The 24,250-nt window shown below is 65.8% G+C and carries 22 protein-coding genes; 16 read left to right on the forward strand and 6 right to left on the reverse strand.

The genetic code is table 11. The annotated features are described in order from the left end of the window. Positions 1–3: 3 nt before the first annotated feature. Together RIU96_RS10870 and RIU96_RS10875 are read right to left on the reverse strand one after the other, a co-directional pair. Positions 4–138, reverse strand: coding sequence for a hypothetical protein (locus tag RIU96_RS10870; protein ID WP_258562676.1), 135 nt, complete (start codon positions 136–138; stop codon positions 4–6). After that, positions 131–2,128 carry a M3 family metallopeptidase gene (locus RIU96_RS10875; protein ID WP_311205189.1) on the reverse strand — a complete coding sequence of 666 codons (1,998 nt, stop codon included), beginning with the start codon at positions 2,126–2,128 and terminating at the stop codon, positions 131–133. Before RIU96_RS10875 ends, RIU96_RS10870 begins: the two co-directional genes overlap by 8 nt. A 47-nt stretch (positions 2,129–2,175) precedes the next feature. Here RIU96_RS10875 and RIU96_RS10880 point away from each other — a divergent pair, with 47 nt between their 5' ends. Next, positions 2,176–3,441, forward strand: coding sequence for a carboxylesterase family protein (locus RIU96_RS10880; RefSeq protein ID WP_259787457.1), 1,266 nt, complete (start codon positions 2,176–2,178; stop codon positions 3,439–3,441). Here the strand turns inward: RIU96_RS10880 and RIU96_RS10885 are convergent. Next, the gene (locus RIU96_RS10885) at positions 3,438–3,986 is read right to left on the reverse strand and encodes a hypothetical protein (RefSeq protein WP_259787459.1); all 549 of its coding nucleotides are present in this window, start codon (positions 3,984–3,986) and stop codon (positions 3,438–3,440) included. The genes RIU96_RS10880 and RIU96_RS10885 overlap by 4 nt on opposite strands. Positions 3,987–4,056: 70 nt before the next feature. Between RIU96_RS10885 and RIU96_RS10890 the strand changes: the two genes are divergently transcribed. From RIU96_RS10890 to RIU96_RS10915, 6 genes are all read left to right on the forward strand, one after another. Beyond that, the gene (locus tag RIU96_RS10890) at positions 4,057–5,919 is read left to right on the forward strand and encodes an ABC transporter ATP-binding protein (protein WP_259787460.1); all 1,863 of its coding nucleotides are present in this window, start codon (positions 4,057–4,059) and stop codon (positions 5,917–5,919) included. Between the two features lie 419 nt (positions 5,920–6,338). After that, entirely contained in the window at positions 6,339–6,953 is a 615-nt protein-coding gene (locus RIU96_RS10895; RefSeq protein ID WP_259787461.1) for an SPFH domain-containing protein, read from the forward strand. A 112-nt stretch (positions 6,954–7,065) separates the two neighbouring features. Then, complete coding sequence (locus RIU96_RS10900) at positions 7,066–7,917, forward strand: ABC transporter ATP-binding protein (RefSeq protein ID WP_259787462.1); 852 nt, start codon at positions 7,066–7,068, stop codon at positions 7,915–7,917. Next, positions 7,914–8,642 (forward strand): ABC transporter permease, encoded by a 729-nt coding sequence (locus tag RIU96_RS10905; RefSeq protein ID WP_144690402.1) that lies wholly within the window; start codon positions 7,914–7,916, stop codon positions 8,640–8,642. Before RIU96_RS10900 ends, RIU96_RS10905 begins: the two co-directional genes overlap by 4 nt. A gap of 11 nt (positions 8,643–8,653) precedes the next feature. Continuing rightward, positions 8,654–9,751: a sensor histidine kinase gene (locus tag RIU96_RS10910; protein ID WP_259787466.1), complete on the forward strand. Its 1,098-nt coding sequence runs from the start codon at positions 8,654–8,656 to the stop codon at positions 9,749–9,751. Continuing rightward, the gene (locus RIU96_RS10915; protein ID WP_259787468.1) at positions 9,748–10,335 is read left to right on the forward strand and encodes a response regulator transcription factor; all 588 of its coding nucleotides are present in this window, start codon (positions 9,748–9,750) and stop codon (positions 10,333–10,335) included. Before RIU96_RS10910 ends, RIU96_RS10915 begins: the two co-directional genes overlap by 4 nt. Positions 10,336–10,342: 7 nt before the next feature. Here the strand turns inward: RIU96_RS10915 and RIU96_RS10920 are convergent, their stop codons facing one another. Beyond that, positions 10,343–11,557 (reverse strand): NADH:flavin oxidoreductase/NADH oxidase family protein, encoded by a 1,215-nt coding sequence (locus tag RIU96_RS10920; protein ID WP_144690408.1) that lies wholly within the window; start codon positions 11,555–11,557, stop codon positions 10,343–10,345. Positions 11,558–11,613: 56 nt separating this feature from the next. On the opposite strand from RIU96_RS10920, the gene RIU96_RS10925 reads away from it, so the two are divergent. From RIU96_RS10925 to RIU96_RS10965, 9 genes are all read left to right on the forward strand, one after another. Next, positions 11,614–12,741, forward strand: coding sequence for a MalY/PatB family protein (locus RIU96_RS10925; RefSeq protein ID WP_259787470.1), 1,128 nt, complete (start codon positions 11,614–11,616; stop codon positions 12,739–12,741). Positions 12,742–12,752: 11 nt separating this feature from the next. Continuing rightward, positions 12,753–14,459 (forward strand): maltose alpha-D-glucosyltransferase, encoded by a 1,707-nt coding sequence (treS, locus tag RIU96_RS10930; protein ID WP_259787471.1) that lies wholly within the window; start codon positions 12,753–12,755, stop codon positions 14,457–14,459. A gap of 4 nt (positions 14,460–14,463) precedes the next feature. Further along, positions 14,464–15,564, forward strand: a complete 1,101-nt coding sequence (locus tag RIU96_RS10935; RefSeq protein WP_259787472.1) for a phosphotransferase — start codon at positions 14,464–14,466, stop codon at positions 15,562–15,564. Positions 15,565–15,634: 70 nt separating this feature from the next. Further along, a complete protein-coding gene (gene brnQ, locus RIU96_RS10940) occupies positions 15,635–17,032 on the forward strand; it encodes a branched-chain amino acid transport system II carrier protein (protein WP_259787473.1) in 1,398 nt (465 codons plus the stop codon). Between the two features lie 365 nt (positions 17,033–17,397). Further along, complete coding sequence (locus tag RIU96_RS10945; RefSeq protein WP_259787474.1) at positions 17,398–18,384, forward strand: LLM class flavin-dependent oxidoreductase; 987 nt, start codon at positions 17,398–17,400, stop codon at positions 18,382–18,384. Positions 18,385–18,413: 29 nt separating this feature from the next. Continuing rightward, a complete protein-coding gene (locus RIU96_RS10950) occupies positions 18,414–19,883 on the forward strand; it encodes an ABC transporter substrate-binding protein (protein WP_259787475.1) in 1,470 nt (489 codons plus the stop codon). Between the two features lie 14 nt (positions 19,884–19,897). Beyond that, the gene (locus RIU96_RS10955; RefSeq protein WP_311205190.1) at positions 19,898–20,818 is read left to right on the forward strand and encodes an ABC transporter permease; all 921 of its coding nucleotides are present in this window, start codon (positions 19,898–19,900) and stop codon (positions 20,816–20,818) included. Next, positions 20,815–21,594 (forward strand): ABC transporter permease, encoded by a 780-nt coding sequence (locus RIU96_RS10960; protein WP_311204985.1) that lies wholly within the window; start codon positions 20,815–20,817, stop codon positions 21,592–21,594. Before RIU96_RS10955 ends, RIU96_RS10960 begins: the two co-directional genes overlap by 4 nt. Then, entirely contained in the window at positions 21,581–22,939 is a 1,359-nt protein-coding gene (locus RIU96_RS10965; protein WP_311204986.1) for an ATP-binding cassette domain-containing protein, read from the forward strand. The genes RIU96_RS10960 and RIU96_RS10965 overlap by 14 nt, the downstream gene beginning before the upstream one ends. On the opposite strand, the gene RIU96_RS10970 is transcribed toward RIU96_RS10965, so the two are convergent. After that, positions 22,936–23,073 carry a hypothetical protein gene (locus RIU96_RS10970; protein ID WP_169304958.1) on the reverse strand — a complete coding sequence of 46 codons (138 nt, stop codon included), beginning with the start codon at positions 23,071–23,073 and terminating at the stop codon, positions 22,936–22,938. The two genes, RIU96_RS10965 and RIU96_RS10970, sit on opposite strands and share 4 nt — an antisense overlap. A gap of 8 nt (positions 23,074–23,081) precedes the next feature. Further along, positions 23,082–24,248 (reverse strand): alpha/beta fold hydrolase, encoded by a 1,167-nt coding sequence (locus RIU96_RS10975; RefSeq protein ID WP_311204987.1) that lies wholly within the window; start codon positions 24,246–24,248, stop codon positions 23,082–23,084. Positions 24,249–24,250: the final 2 nt, after the last annotated feature.

Raw genomic sequence — 24,250 nt, forward strand, 5'->3', positions numbered from 1 at the left:
GGGCTAGCTTACTTCCCTCGCACGCGGGGTAGCCAACCAATCAACCACGCGCAGGATTACCGCCGCCGCCACGGACGCCAGCGGCAGCACAACGACCAGCACGATGGGAAGTTGCAGCCAGGGCGAAAGGTCAAACACCGCGCACCCCTGTGCCCTCGAGCCCACGGCGTGCAAGCAGCGGGCGGGTGTCCTTGTCGCGGCCGCGGAACGCGCGGTAGGCCTCGGCGTAGTCGCGCGCCGCGCCGCGCGACAGGATCGCCTCGCGGAACTTCTCGCCCGTCTTCCGGTTGATGCCCTCCTCGGCCACCAGGCCGTACCCGTCGGCGTCGAGCGCCTCGGCCCACAGGTAGGAGTAGTAACCCGCGGAGTAGCCGCCGGCGAAGATGTGGTTGAACCAGGTCGAGCGGTAGCGCGGCTCGAGTCCCTCGACATCGAGGCCGTAGCTTGCCAGCACGCCGCGCTCGAAGTCGGCGATGTCCGACGCGGTGCCCTGCGGGATGGCGGCGGAATCATCAATCGAGTGCCACGCCAGATCGATCGCGGCGGCGGCGAGGTACTCGGAGGTGTCAAAGCCCTGCCCGAACTGCCTAGATGCGCGCACAGCCTCCAGCAGCTGCTCGGGGATCACGTCCCCGGTGTCAACGTGGCGGGCGTAGTTGCGCACGATCTCGGGCGCGAACGCGTAGTTCTCGTTGATCTGGGAGGGAAACTCGACCCAGTCGCGGGGCACGTTCGTGCCGGACAGCGAGGGGTAGCGCACATCCGAGAGCAGCCCGTGCAGGGCGTGGCCGAACTCGTGGAACACGGTGGTGACCTCGTCGATGCTCAAGCGCGTCGAGGCCAGCGACATCACGTTGACCACCACGGCCTTCTTGCCGGTCAGGCGCGACTGGTCGACGAACGAGCTCATCCACGCCCCGCCGCGTTTCGACGGCCGCGCCGCGTAGTCCGTCAGCAGCAGGCCGAGGCCCTCGCCACCGCGCTCGGGGGCGTCGCGCACCTCCCACACGGCGACGTCGTCGCGGTAGCCGCGCAGGTCCTCGCGCTTGGTCACGGTGATGCCGTAGAGGAGCTCGGCGGCGTAGAAGACGCCGTCGACAAGCACCTGCTCAAGCGGGAAGTAGTTGCGCAGCTCGGCCTCGTTGAGCTCAAGCTCCTCCTCGCGGCGCCGCGCCTGGTAGAAAGGCCAGTCCGCGCCGTCGAGTTCACAGCCGGCGAGCTCGGAAGCGAGCTTGAGCTCGGCCGCGGCGTTCGCGGCGGCGGCAGGGGCCAGGTCGGCGATGAGCTGGCGCGCCGCGGACGCCGTCTCCGCCGTCTCTTCGGCGATGACGTAGTCGGCGTGGGTGTCAAAGCCCAGCAGCCGCGCGCGCTCGAGGCGCAGGCGCGCCGACTCGGCGACCAGCGGGGCGTTGGAGGTTGCGCCGCGGGCGCGGGAGGCGCCGAAAAGCGCGCGGCGCGCCGTGGGCGAGGTCAGCTCGGACTGCAGCGACTGGGTGGTCGGCAGCTCGAGGGCGATGGTGTAGCCCTCGCCGTCGCGGTAGGAGCTTTTCTGCTCCTCGCTCAAACCATCGAGCTCGGCCTCGGGCAGCGAAACCGCGAGCGAACGGGTGTCGGCGAGCAGGTTGCGGCCAAACTCCTCGGAGAGCTGGCTGAGGCGCTGGTTGATCTCCAGCAGCCGGGTCTTGCCGGCGGCGTCCAAACCCGCGCCGCGGCGGGTGAAGCGGCGCAGCAGGATGTCGTGCAAGCGCTTCGACTCCTCGTCTTGCGGCACCTCAACCTCCTTCAGGCGCGTAAAGAGCTGGTCGTTTTGGTAGATCGAGTCCATGTGCGCCGACAGCTTGGGCACGATGCGGTCGGCCACCGCGTCGAACTCCTCGGTGCTGTCGGTGCCCTGCAGGTTGAAAAACCAGGCGGCGACCCGGTCTAGGTCCGCACCCGAGCGCTCGAACGCCTCGACCGTGTTCTCCCACGTCGGGTCCTTTCGCATCGAGATCTCCGCGATCTCGCGGGCGTGGCGGGCCACGGCCTCCTCGAAGGCGGGTTCGACGTGCTCGAGCGAAATCGCCGCGAAATCGGGCAGGTTGTAGGGCAAAGTGGACTCTCGCAGCAACGGGTTCATGGGCGCCATCATAGACGCGCCCGCCCAGCCCGCCGGCTTAAGTTAAACTCACCCCCATGAACACCGCGGAGGTCACCTGCCCGGCCGGCACGGTTGTCGGCGTGAGCGACGGCACCGCGCGACACTTCCACTCCATCGAGTACTCCCACATCAGCGCCCCATTCAACGACGCGATGCCCGCCGCCCGGGGCCTGCTTATCGACGCCACCACCGCGCGCCCCGAGAAAACCGCCCTGTCGATCACCACCCCGGCGGCCGCAACCGACTCCGACGACCTGCCCGTCATGGTGTGGATCCACGGCGGGCGCTTCGAAACGGGCAGCCACGCCGACCCGGACACCGGCGCGAGCGCCTTCGCGTCCGAGGGTGTGATCCAGGTGCGCCTCGGCTACCGCCTCGACCTCGCCGGGCTCGTGCAATTCCCCGACGACGACCCGGCCCACTTCCGGGCCGCCCACGACTGCCAGCTCGGGCTCGAGTGGGTGCAGCGAAACATCGAGGCCTTCGGCGGCGACCCGACCAACATCACGCTAGTGGGGCAATCGGCGGGGGCGAACCTGGTGTTGTGGCTCGCCCGGCGCGATCACTACCGCGGCGCGTTTCGCCGGGCGGTGGCCCTGTCCCCCGCGTTTCCGCGGCGAACGTTCGCGCAGCGCAAGGCGTCGCTGCGGGCGTCGCTAAGCATGCCCCTAACCCGCAGTGCGCTGGGCGCCGCCGACCCGCACCGGCTCGCGCGCGGCTACCGGCGCTTCCGCACCGCGCACATCACCGACCTCGCGCTCGGACCCGGCCCGCTCGACCCAGCCGAGCTCGCCGATGTCGACATCGTTGTCACCTCCACCCGCGACGAGTTCTACCGCTCCGGCGCGTGGACCGACGCGATGGGCCTCGGCGCGGCGACCGTGAGCACGATGGGGCGGTTCATGGGGCTCGCGCCCGGCGCAGCCAGTGCCTACCTCGAGGCGTGCCGCGCCATCGACCCGCAGCACCTGATGGGCCGCTTCCTGTCGGACTCGCTCATCCGGCGCTTCGTGGACCGCGTCGCCGAAGGCGCGCCGGGGCGCGTGTGGCAGGCGGAGTTTATTAGCGAATCGGGCGCGCCCGCCCACCACAGCGACGAGCTGTCCTCCCTGTTCGCGCAAGGCCCGTACGCGCCGAGTGCGGGATTGAACGCGGCGATGGCGCGCTACTGCGCGACGGGGGATCCGGGCTGGCCGCCCTATCAACCGGGCCGCACCGTGCTGCGCACCGACTTTTCCTGCCGCAAAGCCGAGCTCGTCCGCGACCCGCTGGACTATGTGCGCGAGGCGTTTGTTACCTAGCCGTTGAGGTTTCCGGAGAAGGTGACGTTGCCGATGGTGAAGTCGGCGTCCCACAGCCTGCCCGGGGCGACATCGAAGGCGTACTTGGCGTTGACGGTCGCGCCGGCGCGCAGCGGCTCGTCGAGGCCGATGATGTCCACGCCGGACTCCTCGGCGTTTAGCGGCGCCGCGTCTTCCTTGTTGTTGCCGCCGGTGGTGTAGCTCAGCGTCGGCTGCTTCAGCGCGTCCGCCGGCATCGGCACCTCCGACTTGTTGGTCACGGCAACTACCAGCACGGACCCGCCGTTCGGGGCGCTTGACGTGCCCTGCCACTTGTACGAGAGCTCCATCGCGGGGTCGTCCACGGGCTCGCCGGTCAACTCGTCGGAGACAAGCTTATCCACCTCTTCGACCCGGAAATCCTCCTGCGGCGGTGCCGTCGGGGTGGTGACACTCAGCGGGGTTTCGGTTCCCGCGGCGCCCTCCTCAGCGGTCCCGCCGCACGCGGACAGAGGCAACGCGCAGGCGAGCGCGACGGCGGCGAAACGGGCGGACCTAGAGGTCATGGGGACGTCTCCTTGGGTGGGGAAGATTTCTCGTAAATTCCCCACTACTCTACAACCCCGGTAGCATTCAATGACCGTGCAACCTTTCTTTCGCGTCCTGCGCAGCGCGTCCGCGTTGTGGCCGTTCTACCTTCTCGTTGTCGTCCTTTCCTCGCTCGTGGCGGGGCTGGGGCTCGTCGCGCCGTTCATCCTGAAACGCGCCACCGACACCATCGTGGACACCCTCGGCGCCGGCGGCGTCACCGAGAGCGTGCCCCGGACGCTGGTCTGGCTGGCCATAGCGCTGTTTCTCGCGGAGGCGGCGGCGTGGGTGCTGCGCAACGTCAGCGGCTACATCGGCGACGTCATGGTTGCGCGCATCCGCCAGATACTGTCCACCCGCTACTTTGCCAAGCTGCTGTCACTGCCTCAGGGTTACTTCGACAGCCAAGTCACCGGCACGATCATCGCCCGGCTGGATCGCTCCATTGCGAACATCACCATGTTCATCCAGTCCTTCGCCAACAGCTTCTTGCCGATGCTGCTGCAGGTCGCGGCGATTTTAGTGATTACCGCGACCTACTACTGGCCTCTGACTGTCCTGCTCGCCGCACTGTTCCCGCTCTACGTGTGGCTCACCGCGCTGACGTCGACACGCTGGCAGAAGTGGGAGAAGGCGAAAAACGCCGAGATCGACGAGGGCAACGGCCGCTTCGCCGAGGTCGTCGGCCAGGTCAAGGTGACAAAGTCCTTCCTCGCGGAGACCCGCGAACTGAACAAGTTCGCCACCCACTACGGCAACACCGTCGATCTGACCCGGCCGCAGTCGCGGTGGTGGCACAGCATGGACGCCGTGCGCGGGATCGCGATGAACCTGATCTTCTTGGGCATCTACCTCATCCTTTTCGAGCGCACCCTGGGCGGCCACTTCACCATCGGCGATATGGTCATGCTCGTGCAGATGGTCACCATGGCGCGCCAGCCGGTGTCCATGATGAGCTGGGTCGTCGACTCCGCGCAGCGCGCCGTCGCCGGCTCGCGCGACTACTTCAAGGTGATGGACGAGGCCGTGGAGCCCACCGCCAACAAAGACATCGTCGCCGCCACCAGCGCCTCCAACGTCCCGCGCGTGCGCGAGGTCGCCCACGCTCCGCTGCCGCCGGCGGAACCGACGATCGCCTTCGACAACGTCAGCTTCGCCTACAGCCCGGGAGAGCCCGTGCTGTCCGACATCACCTTCAGCGCCCGCCGCGGCGAGAAGATCGCGCTGGTCGGCGAATCCGGCGGCGGCAAGTCCACGCTGGTCAACCTGCTACTCGGGCTGTATCCCATCCAGCAGGGCACGATGACGCTGTGCGGGCGCGACATCGCTGCGCTCGGCGTGGAGACCCTGCGGGCCTCGACAGGCGTGGTGTTCCAGGAGCCCGCGCTGTTCTCGGGCAGCGTGCGCGACAACATCGCCTACGGCAAGCCGGACGCCACCTTTGACGAAATCGTCGCGGTGGCCAAGCGCGCCGGTGCCCACGGATTCATCACCGGGTTCAAGGACGGCTACGACACAATCATCGGCGAGCGCGGCCTGCGCCTGTCCGGCGGGCAGAAGCAGCGCGTCGCCGTCGCGCGCGCAATGCTCAAAGACGCCCCCGTGCTCATCCTCGACGAGGCGACCTCCGCGCTCGACACGAAATCAGAGCGCGCCGTCCAGGCGGGACTCGACGAGCTGATGAAGGACCGCACCACCATCATGATCGCCCACCGCCTGTCGACGATTGCGGACGTGGACACCATCATCACGCTTGTCGACGGCCGCATCGACGAGATCGGTTCGCCCGCGCAGCTGGCCACCTCCGGCGGGATCTACTCGGAGCTGCTGGCGCTGACGGCGTCGTCGAGCGCGGCGGACCGGGAGCGTTTGAAGCGTTTCGGGTTCCGAGTGGACGAAAAAGAACTCTAGGAGGCCCTTGCGCCATTCCCACTCATGTGCGTAGCCTTTAAGCTCGCGCCGGAACGGGTGTAAAGGGAGTTCCCGGTTCGGGGCTTTTCCGCATAATGTACTGGCCGGCGCATGGCACGATCCCCCGGGATCTACGAGGTTCGAGTCCTCGTGCTCTTTGTACACTGTTCCGCTCCGCCCGGACTCATGCATTCCGCAGGCCTGCGGCACGGCACCGAATCGAGCTCGCAAGCTCGACCACGCGCCGCTGTCCCGCCGTCGGAACGCCCGTGCGGGGTGGGACCCAAAAACCTAGTGATGATGATGTTTTTTAGGCACAAATCCGACCACGGCTGGACCGCATACGCCCCGTTGGGTGATGCATCAGGTCCGTGGAAGAAGTCCTTCCCCCGCAGCCCCGCTCCCCCCCGAGGCATGTCGTGCTGCGCTCGCGCGACGGCGAGGTCACCGCTCTGCGGCGCACCGAGTTCGCCCGCCCGAGCGACCTGTTCCAGCAGGTTGATCAGCGTCGCCGCCAGCTCTCTTTCGCACCGCAGAGCATCCCGACCGCCGAAGGCCTCGACGTCACGGTGACCTTCGTACTCACCGTGCAGGTCAACGATCCGGTGCGCTACATCAACGCCTCCGCCGAGCCGGGCAAGGAGGTCTACCTCGCGGCCCAGATCGCGCTGCGGGAACTCGTCGCCACGATGGCCCTGGCGGACTTCATCGGCAAACGCATTGATCTGTCCCCGGTTGCAGCGGCGGCCAGCAGAGCGGGAGACGCCGTGGGCCTGAAGGTCTTCGACGACATCCGCATAAAGGACCTCACTTTGCCGCGCGAGGTCGCCGAAGCACTCAGCCGGGCCGAGGTGGACAAGTTCACCGCGGAAAGCGAACTCGAGCGTGCCCGCACGGAGGTCAAGATCACCCGGGCGCGCCTCGGCACCGCTAAGGTGCTGGAGCAGAACCCGTTGCTGGCCAAGATTCGCCTGCTTGAAGCGCTGCCACCCGGCACGACACTCGAGGTGCGCGGAGAGGATTCCCCGCGTTAAGCTTGGCGTGACGGATTCACCTGCACCCGATGAAGCGCACATGACATTTGTCATCTGAACCGATGACATTGCGCTCTACCCACAACAGAGCCCCGACGACATGCTTGAACGCATGGAAACAGTCATTGAAGCCGACAATCTTGTGCGTAGGTACGGCGCCTTCACGGCGGTGAATGCGCTCAGTTTCTCCGTACACACGGGCGAGGTCTACGGACTGCTGGGTACCAACGGAGCGGGCAAAACCTCCACCCTCGAAGTACTTGAGGGGCTCGCGCTTCCCAACGCCGGCACCGTGCGCATCGCCGGGATGGACCCGTTCCGGCAGCGCGCCAAGGTCCGCCCCCACCTCGGGATCATGCTGCAATCCGGCGGTCTGCCCCAGACGCTCACGGTGAAAGAGTCAATGGCCATGTGGGCCGGAACCTGCTCCACTGCGCGGCCCATTGACGAGGTCCTCGACGAGGTCGAGCTTGCACACCGCCGCTCGGTGAAAGTCGGGGCACTCTCCGGCGGCGAACAACGCCGCCTCGATCTCGCGTGCGCGCTACTGGGAAATCCGAAAGTGCTGTTTCTCGACGAGCCCACCACCGGCCTGGACCCGGAATCGCGCCGGCGCGTGTGGGACTTGCTCGAAAAGCTCAAGGCCAGCGGCGTCACCATGATCCTGACCACCCACTATCTGGAAGAAGCGGAGCGTTTGTGCGACCGCATCGCCATCATGCACGCCGGCCGCATCGAGCTGGAAGGCACCCTCGATGAGCTCGCGTCGCAACAACCGGCGTACCTGCGTTACCGGCACGAGGGACAGCTGCACGAGATCCCCACCCACAACCTGCAGGCGGACTGCCTGAAGCTTCTGAGCTGGGCAGCAGACAACGACATCACCCTGCAGGAGTTTTCGGCCCAGCCCGCCTCACTCGAGCAGGTATTCATGAGCATCGCGGACAAGGAGAACGCACGATGAAACGATTGATGGCCCTGAGCACCGCAGAAGCGAGGCAGTACTTCCGCAATACGCTTTTGGTGTTCTGCACACCGATGCCCGTTCTTGTCGCCCTCATCATGGTGATGGTGGATTCCGGCAGAATCGGGGTTGTCCTTGCCTCCTCCGCCCTGGTCCTGACGGCCATCGGGTTCGTGGTGTACTACTCGGCGCTTTCCATGGCCACAACACGGCGCGACGAGAAGGTGCTCAAGAGATTGCGCACCGGTGAGGCACGGGACTGGGAAATCCTCACGGCGTTTTCTGTTCCCCTGGCCATCATCGTCCTGCTGATGGTGCCCGTGGGAGTCCTCATGGTCAACCTCATCGCCACCGACGACGTCCCTTATCTCATCAACCCCGGCTACATGCTCACTGCCGTGGTCCTGGGTATCCCGTGCGCCCACGGTCTGGCACTGTTGACCAGTCGATTCACCCAGAATGCGGAGGCGGCGATGGTGACATCCTTTCCCGTTCTGATACTGCTGATGTTTTCTTTCCGCGGTGGCATTCGCGATCTACTGCCGGACGCATTGCGCACTTTCATCGAGCACTCCCCCTTCGCCCTTGTCGCCGATCTGTTCACGCACGGCTGGATCGGCGACACACTCGCACAGCCCGGCCGCGCGCTCGCCTCACTGTCCGCCTGGGCAGTCGTACTGATCTATGCCGGTTACCGCTCGATGCGCTGGGACACCCACCGCTAAGCTCGACGATGATGCACAGCACTATCCTCAGCCCCGTTATCACCCGCTGGCGGGGCCTTGATTCTGCGGCCAAATTCCTCGCCTACAACCGCTGGTCATTGCAGGCCATGGTGGTGTTGTTCGCGCTGGGCAGCAGCATCGGAGCATGGCCGTCCTGGGCGTTGGTGGGCATTGCGACTTCGACGGCGATTGCCCTCCACGCCCTGCACACCGAGCCGGCGCTTCGCCTCGGGCAGCCGGGGATTCGATCTCACCCGAGAGCCTTCGATTGTCTGATCCACGCGGTGGTTCTCGTCGCCGGTGTGGTGAGCGACTCCTTCCAGCTGGCGCTTATCGGTGTCGTCAACATTCTTCTCGCCTGCACTCCATTCATGCGCCGGGGAGCGGTTGTGAGCTGCGTTTTTGCCGTGATTGTCGCTGGTGTCACCGTCGCGATGACCGGAAATTGGTTGCTCGCAGTGCTGTTTTTGTCCCTGGCCACCCTGACACCACTGATTCTGTGGACGATCCGGCTCATGCTTGAGGCACACCGCGCCCGCTTCCTCGAGGCACAGCTGCGCGTCAGCGAGGAGCGCAACCGGTTCGCACAGGACCTGCACGACACCCTGGGACAGAACCTCGCGGCCATGTCGATCAAGACACAACTTGCCCTCAAACTCGCGCAGCGTGGCGACGCCCGCCTCACCGACGAGCTCGCGCAATTGCATTCGTTGATCGGCACCACCGTCGAGAGCATGCGCACCGTGGCGGGCAGCTACCGCTCACCGGAGCCCGACACCGAGCTCTCCAGCGCCACGGCACTGCTCGAGGAGGCCGGCATCAACGTCGATGTGACTGGCTCGCCAGATCTGCTCCGCACCGACATTCGCGAGGTCGCCGCCTGGTTCCTGCGGGAGACCAGCACGAACGTGCTGCGCCACTCCTCCGCCACCGACGTTGCCATCACCCTGCAGCCGAATCGGCTCTCCGTGACCAATAACGCCCCGCATCCCGCAACGCGCACCGGATCGGGTCTGGACAACCTGCGACGCCGCGCCGCAGCGGTCGGAGGCAGCGTGCAGGTCGATCGCACAGCCACCTCCCACACCACCACCTTGGAGCTGCCATGATTCGCTTCGCGCTTATCGACGACGAGGTGCTCGTCGCACAATCCCTGGCCGCGCTCCTTGACCTCGAGGATGATCTCGAGGTCGCCGGCGTGTTCTACAGTGCCGAACAGTTCTCCTCTGCCACCTGCGCCGCCCATGTCGTGGTCACCGACCTACAGCTCGGAGAAGGCATGGACGGAATCGACCTGACGCAGCTCACCGACGCCCCCGTCGTCCTGGTAAGCAGCCACGCGCGCCCGCAGGTACTTACACGGGCACTGGCGGCGGGAATTGCCGGTGCGCTGCCAAAAACCGCCGACGCCGACGACTTTGCTGACGCGATTCGCACCGTCCACGCCGGGCGGCGCTGGATCGACCCGGATTTGGCCGCAGCCACCATTGCTGCAACACATTCCCCACTCACCCCGCGGGAAGAAGAACTTCTTGTGCTCGCCGGTCAGGGTCTGCCTATTGCCGACATTGCCGCCGCGGCCTGCCTTGCGCCGGGCACCGTGCGCAACTACCTCTCCTCCGCAATGGGAAAACTGGGTGCCGCCAACCGATTCGAAGCCTTCAGCCTGGCGCGCGAAAAGGGCTGGATTTGACTGGCAACTAGCCCCGCCGCGCCCGGCGCGGCTTCAGTGCGCTCGGGCCGAAGGTGCGCATCGTCGCCAACAGGGTGCCAAGCCCCTTGCCGTCACGCTTCGGCTGCTTGCCCCGGGCGATGCGTTTGAGCTGCTGCTCATACCAGGCGATGACCAGAATCGACTGAAAGGCCTTGTCCACCGCAGCAATGCCGGTGGAGATGCGCGGCACCTCGATGCGACCCTCATCGCCGGCGAGCACCCGGGCCGGCCACTGCGGGTCAAGCGCCAGAGGGCGTGCCACACCGACCAGGTCGGCGATCCCCTCCGCCAGTGCCGCCTCCATGTCGGCGGCGCTGCGGACACCGCCCGTGAGTCCAATCGCGGTGGTGGGGACGTCGTCAAGCAGGCGTGCGTGCTCGGCGAAGAAGACCCCGCTCTGATTGCCCGCCTCGAATACCGAGGCCGTGTACGTGCCGCCGGAGACTTCCACCATGTCGACGCCGAGCTCGGCCAAGCGGCGGGTCACCGCGAGCGACTCCTCTGAGCTGAACCCGCCTTCTACACCGTCGGAGGAGTTCAGCTTGACCCCGATGGGGTATTCGGCGCCCAGCTCGGCGCGCATCTTCTCGTACAGCTCCGTGAGAAAGCGCATGCGGTTGTCCAGCGACCCGCCGTAGGCGTCCGTGCGCCGGTTGTCGAGCGGAGAGAGAAACTGGTTGACCAGGTAACCGTGCGCGGCGTGGATCTGCACGCCCGTGAACCCGGCCTTCTTCGCCACGCGCGCGGCGGTGACAAACCGGGCCTGCACCTCGGCGATCTCTTCGACGCTGAGCTCGCGGGGCACGGCGAAAAACGGCTCCATCTCGCGGCCCAGCGAGACCGCGCTGGGCGCCACCGGAAGCGCGTTGACCGCACGCGGCGACTGCTTGCCCGGGTGGTTGAGCTGCATCCACACGTGCGCGCCGTCTCGGGTGGCCGCGCTCGCCCAGCGCCCAAGCTTGTCCAGGTCGCGCTCGTCCTCGATTACCACCTGGCCGGGCTCGCCGAGGTGGCGGGAATCGACCATGACGTTTCCGGTAATCAACAGCCCGGCGCCCGAGGACGCCCAGGTTTGATAGAGGTTGATCAAATCCTCGCTCGGCGACCGGTCGCGGTTCCCGAGTGCTTCGTTCATGGCGGATTTGAATATGCGGTTTTTCAGGCTCGCCCCACAGGGCAGGGTCATCGGTTCACTCAGCATGCCTCCCGAGAATAGATATCGCTGCGCGCGCGTGCCGGTGACTACCGTATATAGGCATGGAGTTTCCCGATCTTGAGTCACTACAGGCCCGCGGCACCCGCAAGTGGACGCAGTACGACGACGACGTGCTGCCCCTGTGGGTCGCCGAGAGCGACTTCCCCACCGCTCCGGCGGTCAAAGACGCCATCAAACGGGCCGTGGAGAACGAGACCTTCGGCTACACCCCGGCCCCGCAGGCCCAGGTTTTACCGCAGGTGCTGGCCGATTTCTACGCCACCCGCTACGGCTGGCGCCCGGACGAGGACAAGATCTTCCCGGTGCCCGACGTGGTGCGTGGGCTGCTGCTGGCGATTATGTACTTCACCGAGGGCGACGTGATTGTTCCTGTCCCCGCATACCACCCGTTCCTCGAAATCGCCGAGACCGCCGGGCGGAACCGAGTCGAGGTCGGCAGCACCGGCGGGCTCGACCTGATGGAGGTCGAGGCGGCATTCCGCAACGGCGCCGGATCCATCATCCTGACCAATCCGTTCAACCCCGGCGGCTGGATGTTCGACACGGATGAGCTCGACCAGATCTGCGCGATCGCCCGCCGCTACACAGGGCGCGTGCTTGTCGACGAAATCCACGCCCCACTCGTCTTCGACGGCGCCCACGTCTGTGCCGCCGCCAATAACCCGGACGTGTGCATCACCGTCACCGCCACCTCGAAGGCGTGGAACGTCGCCGGCCTGAAATGCGCGCAGATGATCTTCTCCAACGACGCGGATGCCGAGACTTTCAAGGGCCTGACCGGTGTGGCCAAGGACGGCACCGGCACCCTCGGCATCATCGCCGCTGAGGCGTGCTACCGCGACGGCGTGGAGTTTCTCGACCAAGAAGTTGAGGCGCTACGGGACAACCGAGACTGGCTGGTTGAAAATCTGCCGAAAAGGATCCCGGGTATTCGCTTCGACGTCCCGGCGGCAACGTATCTTATGTTTCTCGACTTCTCCGGTACCGCCCTGACCACCCCCCACCCGGCGGCCTACCTGCGCACACACGCCAAGGTGGCGCTCAACGAAGGGGCCTCGTTTGGCCCTGGCGGGGAGCACAAGGCACGGCTGAACTTCGCGACCAGCCCGGCCATTTTGGAGGAGGCGGTGGACCGCATCGCGGAAGCGGTGAACGCCATTAGCCGTTAAAGTTGGTCGGCATGGAGATCAGGACCGAGACCCCGCAGGCCACCGACTTCGCGCGACCTGCTCCCGCCGAGCAGCCCTGGGAGCGCCCCGACCCCGAGTGGTACAAGGACGCCGTGTTCTACGAGGTCCTCGTCCGCGCCTTCTACGACCCGGACAACACCGGTTCGGGCACGTTGAAAGGCCTGGAGGAAAAGCTGGATTACCTGCAGTGGCTGGGCGTGGACTGCTTGTGGCTGCCGCCGTTCTACGACTCCCCACTGCGCGACGGCGGTTACGACATCCGCGATTTCCGCAAGGTCCTGCCCGAGTTCGGTACCGTCGAAGACTTCATCTCCCTGGTCGACAGCGCCCACAAGCGCGGCATCCGCATCATCACTGACTTCCCCATCAACCACACCTCGGATTCGCACCACTGGTTCCAACAGTCGCGCATGGATCCCGGCGGGCCCTACGGCGATTACTACGTCTGGTCGGATGATCCCACCAAGTACGACGAGACGCGCATCATCTTCATCGACACCGAGGAATCGAACTGGTCCTTCGACCCGGTGCGCAAGCAGTACTACTGGCACCGCTTCTTCTCTCACCAGCCGGACTTGAATTACGACAACCCGGCCGTGCAGGAGGAAATCCTCGACGTCATCCGCTTCTGGCTCGACCTCGGCATGGACGGCATCCGCCTCGACGCCATCCCCTACCTCTTCGAGCGAGAGGGCACCAACTGCGAGAACCTGCCCGAGACCCACGGGTTCATCAAACGGGTGCGCACGCTTTTTGACCAAGAGTACCCCGGCCGTTTCCTGCTGGCCGAGGCCAACCAGATGCCGGATGAGGTCGTCGCCTACTTCGGCGAGGGAGACGGCGACGAGTGCCAGATGGCGTTCCACTTCCCCGTCATGCCCCGCATATTCATGGGCATCCACCGCGAGTCCGCGCAGCCCATCATCGACATCCTGCGCGACACCCCACCTGTTCCCGAGTCGGCACAATGGGGCATCTTCCTGCGCAACCACGACGAGCTCACGCTCGAGATGGTGACCGACGAAGAGCGCGACTATATGTACAAGAACTACGCCACGGACCCGCGGATGAAGGCCAACGTCGGCATCAGGCGTCGATTAGCGCCGCTGCTCGGCGGGCACCGCGACCGCCTCGAGCTGGCCCACGCGCTGCTGTTGTCGCTGCCGGGCTCGCCGTTCCTCTACTACGGTGACGAGATCGGGATGGGCGACAACATCTGGCTGCAGGACCGCGACGGGGTGCGCACCCCCATGCAGTGGTCGAACGACCGCAACGGCGGGTTCTCCAAGGCCGAGCCGGAGCGGCTCTACCTCCCGCCGATCCGCAACGACCAGTACGGCTTCCACATCGTCAACGTGGACTCGCAGATGCAGCGCGACAATTCGCTGCTGCACTGGGTGCGCCAGCTCGTGCACATCCGCAAGCAGTACCGCGCTTTCGGCCGCGGTTCCTACATCGAGGTCGAGCAGAGCAACCCGCACGTGCTGGCGTTTATCCGCGAGTACAACGGCGAGCGCATCCTGTGCGTCAACAACATGTCGTCGCGCCCCCAGCCAGTGGAAATGCACCTCGAGCACTACAATGGCGCGCATCCGCGCGAGCTCTCCGGCGGCGTGGAATTCCCGGCGATCGGCGAGCTACCGTGGTTTGTCACGCTACCGCCGCACGGTTTTTTGTGGTTCGACATTTCGGAGTAGTTCGGTGATTGATTTGACGCGGGAGCGCTTTTACGGCGCAAAGTCCGAGGCGATCGACGCGGTCGAGGTCGCCGCTTCGCGTGAGCTCGACGAGTTTAGCTGGCAGATACTGCACGTCACCCATGGCGACGTGACCGATTCCTACCAGGTGCTCGTCGCCCCCGGCGCCGAGCGTGACGCGCTGGCCACCGAAGAAGGTGCGACCGCCTACGTGCGTGGTGCAGCCGAGCTGGGCGAGGTGCACGGAAAATTCGGCGGCACATCCGCTCGGCCGATGGGAGCCGAACAGTCGAACACCTCACTCGTGGTGGATGACGAGTGGGTGCTCAAGGTGTTCCGCAAGCTTGAAAACGGCACCAACCCGGATGTGGAGCTGCTCAGCGCGATCGGTGACTGCCCACACGTCGCCGGTGTGCGCGGCCACATCACCCGCGACGGTGCGACGCTGGCGATGCAGCAGCAGCTTATCGACGGCGGCGAGGACGGTTTCGACCTCGCCGTCGCGGACGCGCTCGGTGACGCCGGCGAGCTCGGCCACGCGATCGGCGCCGTGCACTCCGCGTTGGCCCAGGCCTTCGGCACCTCCGAGGTCAGCGGAGAGACCCTTCGCGCCACGCTCAACACCCACCTCGACGAGCTGGTTGCGCAGGCACCCCAGCTCAAAGAATTCGAGTCGGCGATTCGCCAACTCTACGGCTCCATCGATGACGGCCCCCACGAAATCCAGCGCATCCACGGCGACCTGCACCTCGGGCAGACGCTGAAGACGGTCAACGCGACGGAACCTCGCTTCTACCTCATCGACTTCGAGGGAGAACCCGCCCGGCCGCTGTCGCAGCGCCTCGCCCCCGATCACCCGCTTCGCGACGTCGCCGGCATGATCCGCTCCTTCGGCTACGCCCGCGCCATGGGCTCGCACAGCGCGGACTGGGAGAAGGCCAACGTCGCTGCGCTGATCGATGCTTACGGCGCCGCGGCCGACGACACCGTACTCGCTGCCTATGTGGTGGATAAGGCCGCGTACGAGGTCGTCTACGAAACAAACAACCGTCCAGAGTGGGTCGATATCCCGATTTCTGCCATCGCGGATCTGACCCAGAGCTAGAAAAAATTTACACAGCAGGTCCCTCACGGGGTATTCTTTGGAAATTCTACGAATCTCCAAGGAGTGAAACATGGGCTCGACTGCTGCACAGGCCGACACCAGCACGAAGACACAAGGATCAACCACCGCGATCGTCGTCACTGCGCTCGCCTTGTTCTCGATGTTCTTCGGCGCCGGAAACCTGATCTTCCCGCCGATGATTGCCGTCCAGGCCGGCGACAACTTCTGGCCGGCGATCTTGGGCTTTTTGGGCACCGGCGCACTGTTGCCGTTGCTTGCCGTGATCGCCATTGTGCTTTCCGGCGCCAATGTCCGCGACCTCGCGCAGCGCGCCGGCACAGTCTTCGGCGTTGTCTTCCCGATCCTGGCGTACCTGTCGATTGGTGCGTTCTACGCGCTGCCGCGCACGGGTGCCGTGTCCATGGAAACAGCGATCACCCCGCTATTCGGTGTTGAGGGGATCGTCGCCTCCGCGATCTTCAACATCATCTTCTTCGGCATCGCGCTCGCACTGTCGTGGAACCCGAACACGATCATGGAAAAGCTGGGTAAGTTCCTCACCCCTGCGCTGCTCATCCTTTTGGTTGTCATGATCGTCGTCGCGTTGACGAAGTGGACCGCCTCTCCCAGCGAGCCGGCCGAGGAATTCGCCGCGCGGCCGTTCACCGAGGGCCTGCTGCAGGGTTACCTGACCATGGACTCGATCGCGGCGCTCGCCTTTTCCATTGTGGTGATCTCCACGCTGCGCTTCCGCGGTTTCCAGGAAGGCCCTGCCCTGGTGCGCGGCACCATCTACGCCGGCGCCGGTGCTGGCCTGCTGCTCGCTCTGATCTACCTCGGCCTAGGCACGGTCGGGCGGATTATCCCCAACCCCGCCCAGTACGACAACGGTGCGGCACTGCTTTCCGACGCTTCCAACCTCACCCTCGGAACCGCCGGCCAGATCATCTTCGCGCTGATCGTTCTGCTCGCCTGCATGACCACCGCCGTCGGCCTGATCACCGCCACCGCGGAATACTTCTCCGAGCAGTTCCCCGGCTCCTACAAGACGTGGGCGATCATCTTCACCATCATGTCCACGCTGATCGCCACCCAGGGACTCGAGTTCGTCATGGCTATCGCCGCCCCGGTCATCGGATTCCTGTACCCGCCCGCCATCGCACTAATCTTTGTCACGCTCATCGAGCCACTGTTCCGCTCCCGCACCCGGTTTACCTGGGCGTTCTTCCTGCCGATTTGGGTCGCCGTGATCTGGTCGGCCATTGAGACCGCCATTTCGTTGGGTTGGGCAGCCGACGTTTTGACCCCGTTCGTTGCCTGGGCGCCGCTGCAGGACGCCGGACTGGGCTGGGTTGTTCCGGTCGCGGTCGCTTTCGTCATCGGCCTGGCCATCGACCTGGCCCGGCCCAAAGCCCCGCTCAAGCTCGGCACGGTGGAGACCGTCGAAGGCGAACACGTCAACGCGTAGAGCGCCGGGGCGGATGCCACTGCCCGGGCTGTTCGGTGTCCCTGGGGTTTTGCGCCACCACACAGGTTGAGTGTGACATCACGGCGGGTCAGAAGTCACGGTCAGACTCTCGGCCTGGTTGGCGACCTGGGGTTTTGCGCCACCACACAGGTTGAGTGTGACATCACGGCCGGTCAGATGTCACGGTCAAACTCTCGGCCTGGTTGGCGACCTGGGGTTTTGCGCCACCACACAGGTTGAGTGTGACATCACGGCAAGTCAAATGTCACTGTCACGCCATCAACTACCCACCCCACCAGCGGTTTTACACCCCTGAACCCACCGACCGTGACATCCCGTCGAACGCGAAAGCGTAGCATGGCAGTATGAACATCCCATTGGCGCTGCTTGACTTTTGCACTATCTACCCCGGCGAATCTGTCCGAGCCTCCATGGCCCGCTCCGTGGAGTTTGCTCAGAAGGCGGAATCGTTGGGATACTCGCGCGTCTGGTACGCCGAGCACCACAACATGACGTCGATCGCGTCATCGTCACCGGCGGTGCTCATTTCCCACATCGGCGCGCAGACTTCCAGCATCCGGCTCGGTTCCGGTGGCGTGATGCTGCCCAACCACGCACCGTACGTTATCGCGGAGCAGTTCGGTATGCTCGCCGAGCTCTACCCCGATCGCATTGACCTCGGGCTGGGGCGCGCTCCTGGCACCGACCAGCAGACGCTGGGCCGTGCGCTGCGCCGCGACCCGCAAGCCGCGGAGGCATTCCCCGATGACGTGCGCGAGCTTGAGGCGTGGTTGTCGGATCAAAGCCCTCTGCCGGGCGTCGTCGCGATGCCCGGCCAGGGCACGAACGTGCCACTTTATATCCTGGGTTCTTCCATGTTCGGTGCGTCGCTCGCCGCGAGCCTGGGCTTGCCTTACTCGTTTGCGTCCCACTTCGCTCCTCAGCATCTTGTCGACGCCACCACCTACTACCGGGAGAACTACCAGCCCTCCGAGCGCCACCCCGAGCCCCACGTCATTGCAGCGGTCAACGTTACCGCGGCTGAGACCAGTGAGGATGCCGCGCGCCAGGAAAAGATCGTGCACCGCAACCGGGTGCGAGCGTTCATGGGCCGGCGCGGGCAAGTGCTTGACGACGCCCAACTCGACGCAATCGTCAACTCCTTCCAGGGCCGGCAGATCATTGACATGATGCGCTACACCGCCCGTGGCACCGCGGACGAAGTCGCGGAATACTTGACGTGGTTCACGGAGCACGCCAAGGCCGACGAGCTCATGATTTCGCTGCAAAACGCGAGCCACGGCGAGGTCCTCGCCGGAATGGAGATCCTGGCAAAGCGCTGGATTGGGTAGCGGCGCTCCAAGCGGTACGCTTCTCACCCATGCCCTCCCCTAAGACAGCCGCTGCCCTGCTGTCGGCGACCGCCGTTGTCGCGCTGTCGGCCTGCGCCTCCCCCGCCGGCGGGGCCCGCCCAGACCATCTGGTCGTTGCCACCCAAGCCCCTCCCGCGGGGTTGGACTTCACCACCACGGGCGGCGCAGCCGCTCCCCAAGCTTTAATGGGAAACATCTACGAGACGCTCGTGCGTATCGACGACTCCGGTACGCCACAACCCTTCCTCGCCGAGAGCTGGGACATCAGTGCCGACGGCTCGGAATACATCTTCCACCTGCGCGAGGGTGTGAGGTTTTCCAACGGCAAAGAATTCACGGCCGAGGACGCTGCCTTTTCCATCAGCTACGTTCAGGACAACTGGACCAACGCTTTGAAGGCTCAGATGGCCCCCGTGGTGGACGCCCAGCCGCTCGACGCCCAGACGTTGAAAGTAACGTTGGAGCGGGCGTCGAGTAGCTGGCTGTGGTCGATGGGCACGCTGACGGGGGCGATGATGACGCCTGCCTCAGTCGAGCGCCTCGCCACCGACCCGCTCGGGACTGGGCCGTACACTCTCGAGCGGTTCGCCGTCGGCGAGTCCGTCTCCTTCACCAAGCGCGAGGACTACTGGGGCGGCGAAGTCAGCCATGACGCGCAGATCCGCTACTTCGACGACCCGACGGCGGCACTCAACGCGCTGCGGGTTGGCGACGCGGATGTGGTGTGGTCGATGCAGGCACCGCAGTTGCTGGAGACACTGCCCGAGGACATTTCAGTGCTTGTCGGCACCACCAACGGTGAAGTGCTCTTGTCCATGAATAACCGCGCCGCTCCCTTCGACGACCCGACAGTGCGCAAGGCAGTGTCCTACGCCATCGACCGCGGCGCAGTAAACGACGTGGTCTACAACGGCATGGCCACCGACACGGGAGGCGCGCCCGTGCCGCCGACCGACCCGTGGTTCACCGGCGAAGACTACTACCCCTTCGATCCGGGCATGGCCCGCGAACTCCTGGACGGCCGTACCCCAGACGTCACTATCACGGTGCCGAACCTGCCGTACGCGCAGACGGCGAGCGAACTGATCTTCTCCCAGCTGCGTGATGTGGGGTTCCGTGTCCGCCTGGAAACGGTCGAGTTTCCCGCCGTGTGGCTCGGCCAGGTGCTCAAGGGCCACGACTACCAGGCGTCGCTAGTCGCGCACGTGGAACCGCGCGACATCCCGTTGCTCTTCGGCAACCCGGACTACTACCTGGGCTACGACTCAGCACGCGCCCGGGAACTGATCCAGGCCGCGGAGGTGGGCGAGCAGGCGTCCAACATGGAAGCCGCCGTGGACCAGATCATGACCGACGCTGCCGCGCTGACGCTGGTCAACGCACCGAACATCGTGCTGCTGGGGCCAGGCGTGAGCGGAGTGAACCCCAACGTCGTCACCGAGGGCCTGCCACTTCGCACCATCGAGGTGGACAAGTGAACGCCCGCGCCGCCATGCGCTTTGTGCTGCGCTCCCTGTCCCGCTTCGCAGTATTGCTCTTGCTGGCCAGCATCATCATTTTCCTCCTGCTGCGCGCTGTGCCCGGCGACCCGGCGCGCGTTGCGCTCGGCGTCACCGCCACCGACGAAGCCGTCGCCGCGCTGTCCGCACAGCTGGGCACCGACCGCCCGCTGCATACGCAGTACCTGGAGTGGGTCGGCGGGCTCGCAACCGGCGACTTCGGCGTTTCCCTGGCGAGCCGGACAGACGTTACCCTAACCGTCGTCGAACGCGCAGGTGTCTCCCTCACACTCACCGTGCTCGCCATGGCGGCGTCCATGGCCATCGCCGTTCCACTGGGGGTCTACCTCTCCCAGCGCGAGAACCGTGCGGACGGCGCAATAGTCGCCGCGTTGACGCAGGTGGGCATCGTGGTGCCGAGCTTTTTGGTCGGCATCCTCGCCGTCGGGCTGTTCTCTCTGCGCCTCGGTTGGCTGCCGGCCAACGGCTGGGGCACTCCCTCGCACGTGGTGCTGCCCGTGCTCGCCCTCACCCTCGTGCAGGCAGCCATCCTGACGCGTTATGTGCGCGGCGCCGTGGTTGAGGAAATGGGCAAGGACTATGTGAGGACGGCGCGGGCGAAGGGGGCGTCGACAAGCACCGCGCTGTACCGCCACGCGGTGAAAAACGCCGCGCTGTCCGTGCTCACGGTCACCGGCATACAACTGTCCAGTCTCATCGTCGGCGCCGTGGTCATCGAGCGGGTTTTCGCCATCCCCGGGCTCGGCACAATGCTTCTCGACGCCGTGGCCAACCGCGACCTCACCACCGTGCAAACCGTGCTGATGCTGCTCGTCGCGTTCACGCTCGTGGTCAATCTCGTCGTGGATGTGCTGTACGCGGTCATCGATCCGCGGATTCGGAGGAAGGCATGACGACACGCAAGGTCGGGCTCGGCATCGTGGCGCTGGTGGTTCTCGTCGCGCTGCTCGCCGCCGTGTGGACCCCATACGATCCGCTGCAGGCCGCCCCCGAGCGGCGCCTGCAAGGTCCCTCACCCGCCCACTGGATGGGCACCGACCAGTTCGGGCGCGACATCCTCTCGCGCGTGATGGACGGCGCGCGCCTAACCCTTGTGGTCTCTGTGTGCGCCGTGGCGCTATCCGCCGTGATCGGCGTGCCTCTGGGCATGTGGGCGGGGATGCAGCGCGGGGTGGTCGAAGTGGTGGTGATGCGGGCCAACGATTTGCTCCTCGCCTTCCCGGCGCTCCTGCTGGCCATCGTGTTCACCGCGGTGTTCGGGGCTTCGGTGTGGATCGTCGTGCTCGCCATCGGCATCGCGGGCATTCCCGGTTTCGCCCGCGTTGCGCGGGTCGGCACACTGCGGGTGATGAGCCAGGACTACATCCTCGCCGCGCGGGTGTCCAAAGTGCGGCCACTGGCAATCGCGCGCACGCATGTGTGGCCGAACATCTCGCCGTTTGTCCTTGTCCAGGTCTCCGTGGCACTGGCGCTAGCGATCCTCGCCGACGCTGGCCTGTCCTTTCTCGGGCTGGGCACGCCCGCACCCTACGCGTCGTGGGGTCGGATGCTCCAAGCGTCCCAACCCTACCTGGCCACCGCCCCTCACTTGGCGCTGTGGCCCGGTCTTGCCATCGCGGCGACCGTGCTCGGCTTCACCCTGATCGGAGGCGGCCGTGATCCGCGTTAACGGTCTCACGATCGAGGGAATCCTCGACGACATTTCCTTCGAGGTCGCGCGGGGAGAGCGCGTCGGCATCATCGGCGAATCCGGCTCGGGCAAGTCCATAACCGCCTTGGCCATCATGGGGCTTGTCGACAACCTCCCCGTCACCGGGTCCATCACCGTCGACGGCACGGAGATGGTCGGCGCGCCCGACCGCGTGCGACGCCGCCTCCGCGGGCGACGCGTGGCCATGATTTTCCAGGAACCCATGACGGCGCTCGACCCGCTGATGACCGTTGCGCGGCAAGTGTCCCGCGATCGAGAGCGCGCCCGCTCCCTGCTGAAAGAGGTCGGGGTCGACAGGCCGCATGCCTACCCGCACGAGCTTTCCGGTGGGCAACGCCAGCGCGTGCTCATCGCCGCAGCACTCGCCCAGGACCCGGACATCCTCATCTGCGACGAGCCGACCACCGCCCTCGACGTGACGGTGCAGAAGCAGATCCTGGAGCTGATTGATTCCGTCATCGCCGCCCGCAACATGGGTTTGGTGTTCATCTCCCACGACCTCGCTGTGGTGCGCCGCATGACGCAGCGCACGCTGGTGTTCAAGGCAGGGCGCATCGTCGCCGCCGACTCGGAGTACGCACGCTCGCTCGCCCGCGCGTCGCTCCCCGGCCCGCCAGCCGCGCCGCGGCCCCTCGGCAACCCGGTGGTTGAGTTGCGCAACGTGACTCTCACCAGGGGCGCCACCCGCGCCCTCGACAACGTCTCGCTCACCGTGCACCGCGGCGAGCGCATCGGCATCGTCGGCGGTTCCGGTTCAGGTAAAACGTCGCTGCTCCGCATCATCGCCGGGCTCTCCACACCCGATTCGGGCAGCGTCGACGTCGGCGGGGACGTGCAGATGGTATTCCAGGACCCCTATTCCTCCCTCGACCCGCGCATGGACGTGGGGGCGTCGATACGCGAAACTAAAGTGGACGGCGCCCGCGCCGAAGAGGTCCTCGAGCAGGTGGGCCTGGCCGGCATGGGCTCGCGTCGGCCGCGGCAGTTCTCCGGCGGGCAGCGCCAGCGCGTCTCCATTGCCCGCGCCGCGGCATCCCGTCCCGCCATCATGCTTGCCGACGAGCCCGTCTCCGCACTCGACGTGACCATCCGCAGCCAGGTCCTCGAGCTCATGGACGGCGTCATCGGGTCGAACACTCTCATCTTCGTCTCCCACGACCTCGCCATCGTGCGCGAGCTGTGCCCCACCATCGCGGTGATCCACAACGGGCGCATCGTCGAGCACGGCGACACCGAGGACGTGTGGTCCAACCCGCAGCACCCGTACACGCAGCAGCTGCTGGAGTCGGTGTTGGAGCTTTAGCGCGTCACATACACCATGAGCGCCGGGTTGAGCACATGCTCTTCCACCCGCTCGAACACACTGGTCAGCTGGTCAAACTCGGCCAGCTCAGCGTTGCTGAGTTCTACCTGTTCGCGGAGAAAAGGTGTCTGCATGCCGCTCATCATAGCCCCACTGCGGACATCAGCACACCAACGACGTCGCGTCCGTGCCGGCGCAGCCCGTCGTGCTGCCACGCCGCGGTTTCGTGCACCTTTGCACCGATGATGTCGGCGGTTTCCAAAGACAGCTCGCGGGGCACGAAAATGTCGTCCGTGTACACCATCGCGGCGGCGCTTTCCGACGCCCCGAGCCCGGCGTACAGGTGAGGCCAGTCGTCATTGCCGGCGAGCTCGTCGGCGGCCTCCTTGAACGGGCGCAGCGCCGGGTCTTCGTCGAATTGGAAGGGGAAGATGTGCTCGCCGGTGAGATAGAACTCGGCGTCATCGGGTGAGGCCTGCGGGGCGAAACCGTCGAGCGACTCCGAGACGCGTTGCGCCGCCCACGCCGTTGCCCCCGGCACCGTGCCGCCGTAGATGGACTCGTGCACCGCAGCATACAGCGGGGCCCGCTCGAAGCTGACAAGGTCGCCGACGTCGGCGAGAAAGTCCGTGCGCAGCCTCCCGCCCGGATGGAAGGGCTCCTCCAACAGGTGTGCCAGGGTGCTCAACCCGCCCTCGCGCCCCAGTGCCACACCGACCGTGCGAAACCGCCGGGAGCTCAGCCGCTCCCCCGTGGGCAAGCTCTCCACGGAGTTGTCGAGGTGGCGGCACACCTCGCGGACCATCGACTCCGCCCACGGGACTTCACGGTAGAACAACTGGTGCCGAGCCCGCAGCTTGGCAAAGGTGGCGTGGTAGACCTCGTCCACGCCACGGGTGACGGTGGGCAAACCGCCCGTGAAAAACGCGTGGCGCACACTCTCCGGGTGCGCGGCGAGGTAATGCGCGAGGCAGAACCCGCCGAAAGACTGGCCGAGCACGTCCCAACGCTCGACACCGAGCTCCTGCCGGATCGCCTCGGCGTCGGCGACGATAGCGTCGGCGCGCAGCCGGGTCAGCGTGGGGGCGTCGATAAGCTGCGGCGTGGCGCGATCGATGCGTGTGGAGCGCCCGGTGCCGCGCTGGTCGAGGAGCACCACCCGGTAGTGCTCAAGCGCGGTGGCGATCCAGTCGTAATGCTCGCGTGGGCTCGGAAAACCGGGGCCACCCTGGAGGTATAGGAGTGCGGGCTTGGGGGCGTCGCCAAGCACGCGTGCGAATATGGTGAACCCGTCGCGCTCAATCTTCATGG

Origin of the sequence: Corynebacterium sp. Z-1 (assembly GCF_031844665.1) — a bacterium.
In the GTDB taxonomy this organism is placed as follows: Bacteria; Actinomycetota; Actinomycetes; order Mycobacteriales; family Mycobacteriaceae; genus Corynebacterium; species Corynebacterium sanguinis.

What these genes read in the sequence shown, in the direction of transcription:
- RIU96_RS10970 (WP_169304958.1), bottom strand. Translation starts at nt 23,073, where the DNA reads ATGCAGACACCTTTTCTCCGCGAACAGGTAGAACTCAGCAACGCTGAG.
- RIU96_RS10910 (WP_259787466.1), top strand. Translation starts at nt 8,654, where the DNA reads ATGCACAGCACTATCCTCAGCCCCGTTATCACCCGCTGGCGGGGCCTT.
- RIU96_RS10905 (WP_144690402.1), top strand. Translation starts at nt 7,914, where the DNA reads ATGAAACGATTGATGGCCCTGAGCACCGCAGAAGCGAGGCAGTACTTC.
- RIU96_RS10955 (WP_311205190.1), top strand. Translation starts at nt 19,898, where the DNA reads ATGCGCTTTGTGCTGCGCTCCCTGTCCCGCTTCGCAGTATTGCTCTTG.
- RIU96_RS10950 (WP_259787475.1), top strand. Translation starts at nt 18,414, where the DNA reads ATGCCCTCCCCTAAGACAGCCGCTGCCCTGCTGTCGGCGACCGCCGTT.
- RIU96_RS10975 (WP_311204987.1), bottom strand. Translation starts at nt 24,248, where the DNA reads ATGAAGATTGAGCGCGACGGGTTCACCATATTCGCACGCGTGCTTGGC.
- RIU96_RS10920 (WP_144690408.1), bottom strand. Translation starts at nt 11,557, where the DNA reads ATGCTGAGTGAACCGATGACCCTGCCCTGTGGGGCGAGCCTGAAAAAC.
- RIU96_RS10915 (WP_259787468.1), top strand. Translation starts at nt 9,748, where the DNA reads ATGATTCGCTTCGCGCTTATCGACGACGAGGTGCTCGTCGCACAATCC.
- RIU96_RS10890 (WP_259787460.1), top strand. Translation starts at nt 4,057, where the DNA reads ATGACCGTGCAACCTTTCTTTCGCGTCCTGCGCAGCGCGTCCGCGTTG.
- RIU96_RS10960 (WP_311204985.1), top strand. Translation starts at nt 20,815, where the DNA reads ATGACGACACGCAAGGTCGGGCTCGGCATCGTGGCGCTGGTGGTTCTC.
- RIU96_RS10945 (WP_259787474.1), top strand. Translation starts at nt 17,398, where the DNA reads ATGAACATCCCATTGGCGCTGCTTGACTTTTGCACTATCTACCCCGGC.
- RIU96_RS10875 (WP_311205189.1), bottom strand. Translation starts at nt 2,128, where the DNA reads ATGGCGCCCATGAACCCGTTGCTGCGAGAGTCCACTTTGCCCTACAAC.
- RIU96_RS10880 (WP_259787457.1), top strand. Translation starts at nt 2,176, where the DNA reads ATGAACACCGCGGAGGTCACCTGCCCGGCCGGCACGGTTGTCGGCGTG.
- RIU96_RS10900 (WP_259787462.1), top strand. Translation starts at nt 7,066, where the DNA reads ATGGAAACAGTCATTGAAGCCGACAATCTTGTGCGTAGGTACGGCGCC.
- brnQ (WP_259787473.1), top strand. Translation starts at nt 15,635, where the DNA reads ATGGGCTCGACTGCTGCACAGGCCGACACCAGCACGAAGACACAAGGA.
- RIU96_RS10925 (WP_259787470.1), top strand. Translation starts at nt 11,614, where the DNA reads ATGGAGTTTCCCGATCTTGAGTCACTACAGGCCCGCGGCACCCGCAAG.
- treS (WP_259787471.1), top strand. Translation starts at nt 12,753, where the DNA reads ATGGAGATCAGGACCGAGACCCCGCAGGCCACCGACTTCGCGCGACCT.
- RIU96_RS10885 (WP_259787459.1), bottom strand. Translation starts at nt 3,986, where the DNA reads ATGACCTCTAGGTCCGCCCGTTTCGCCGCCGTCGCGCTCGCCTGCGCG.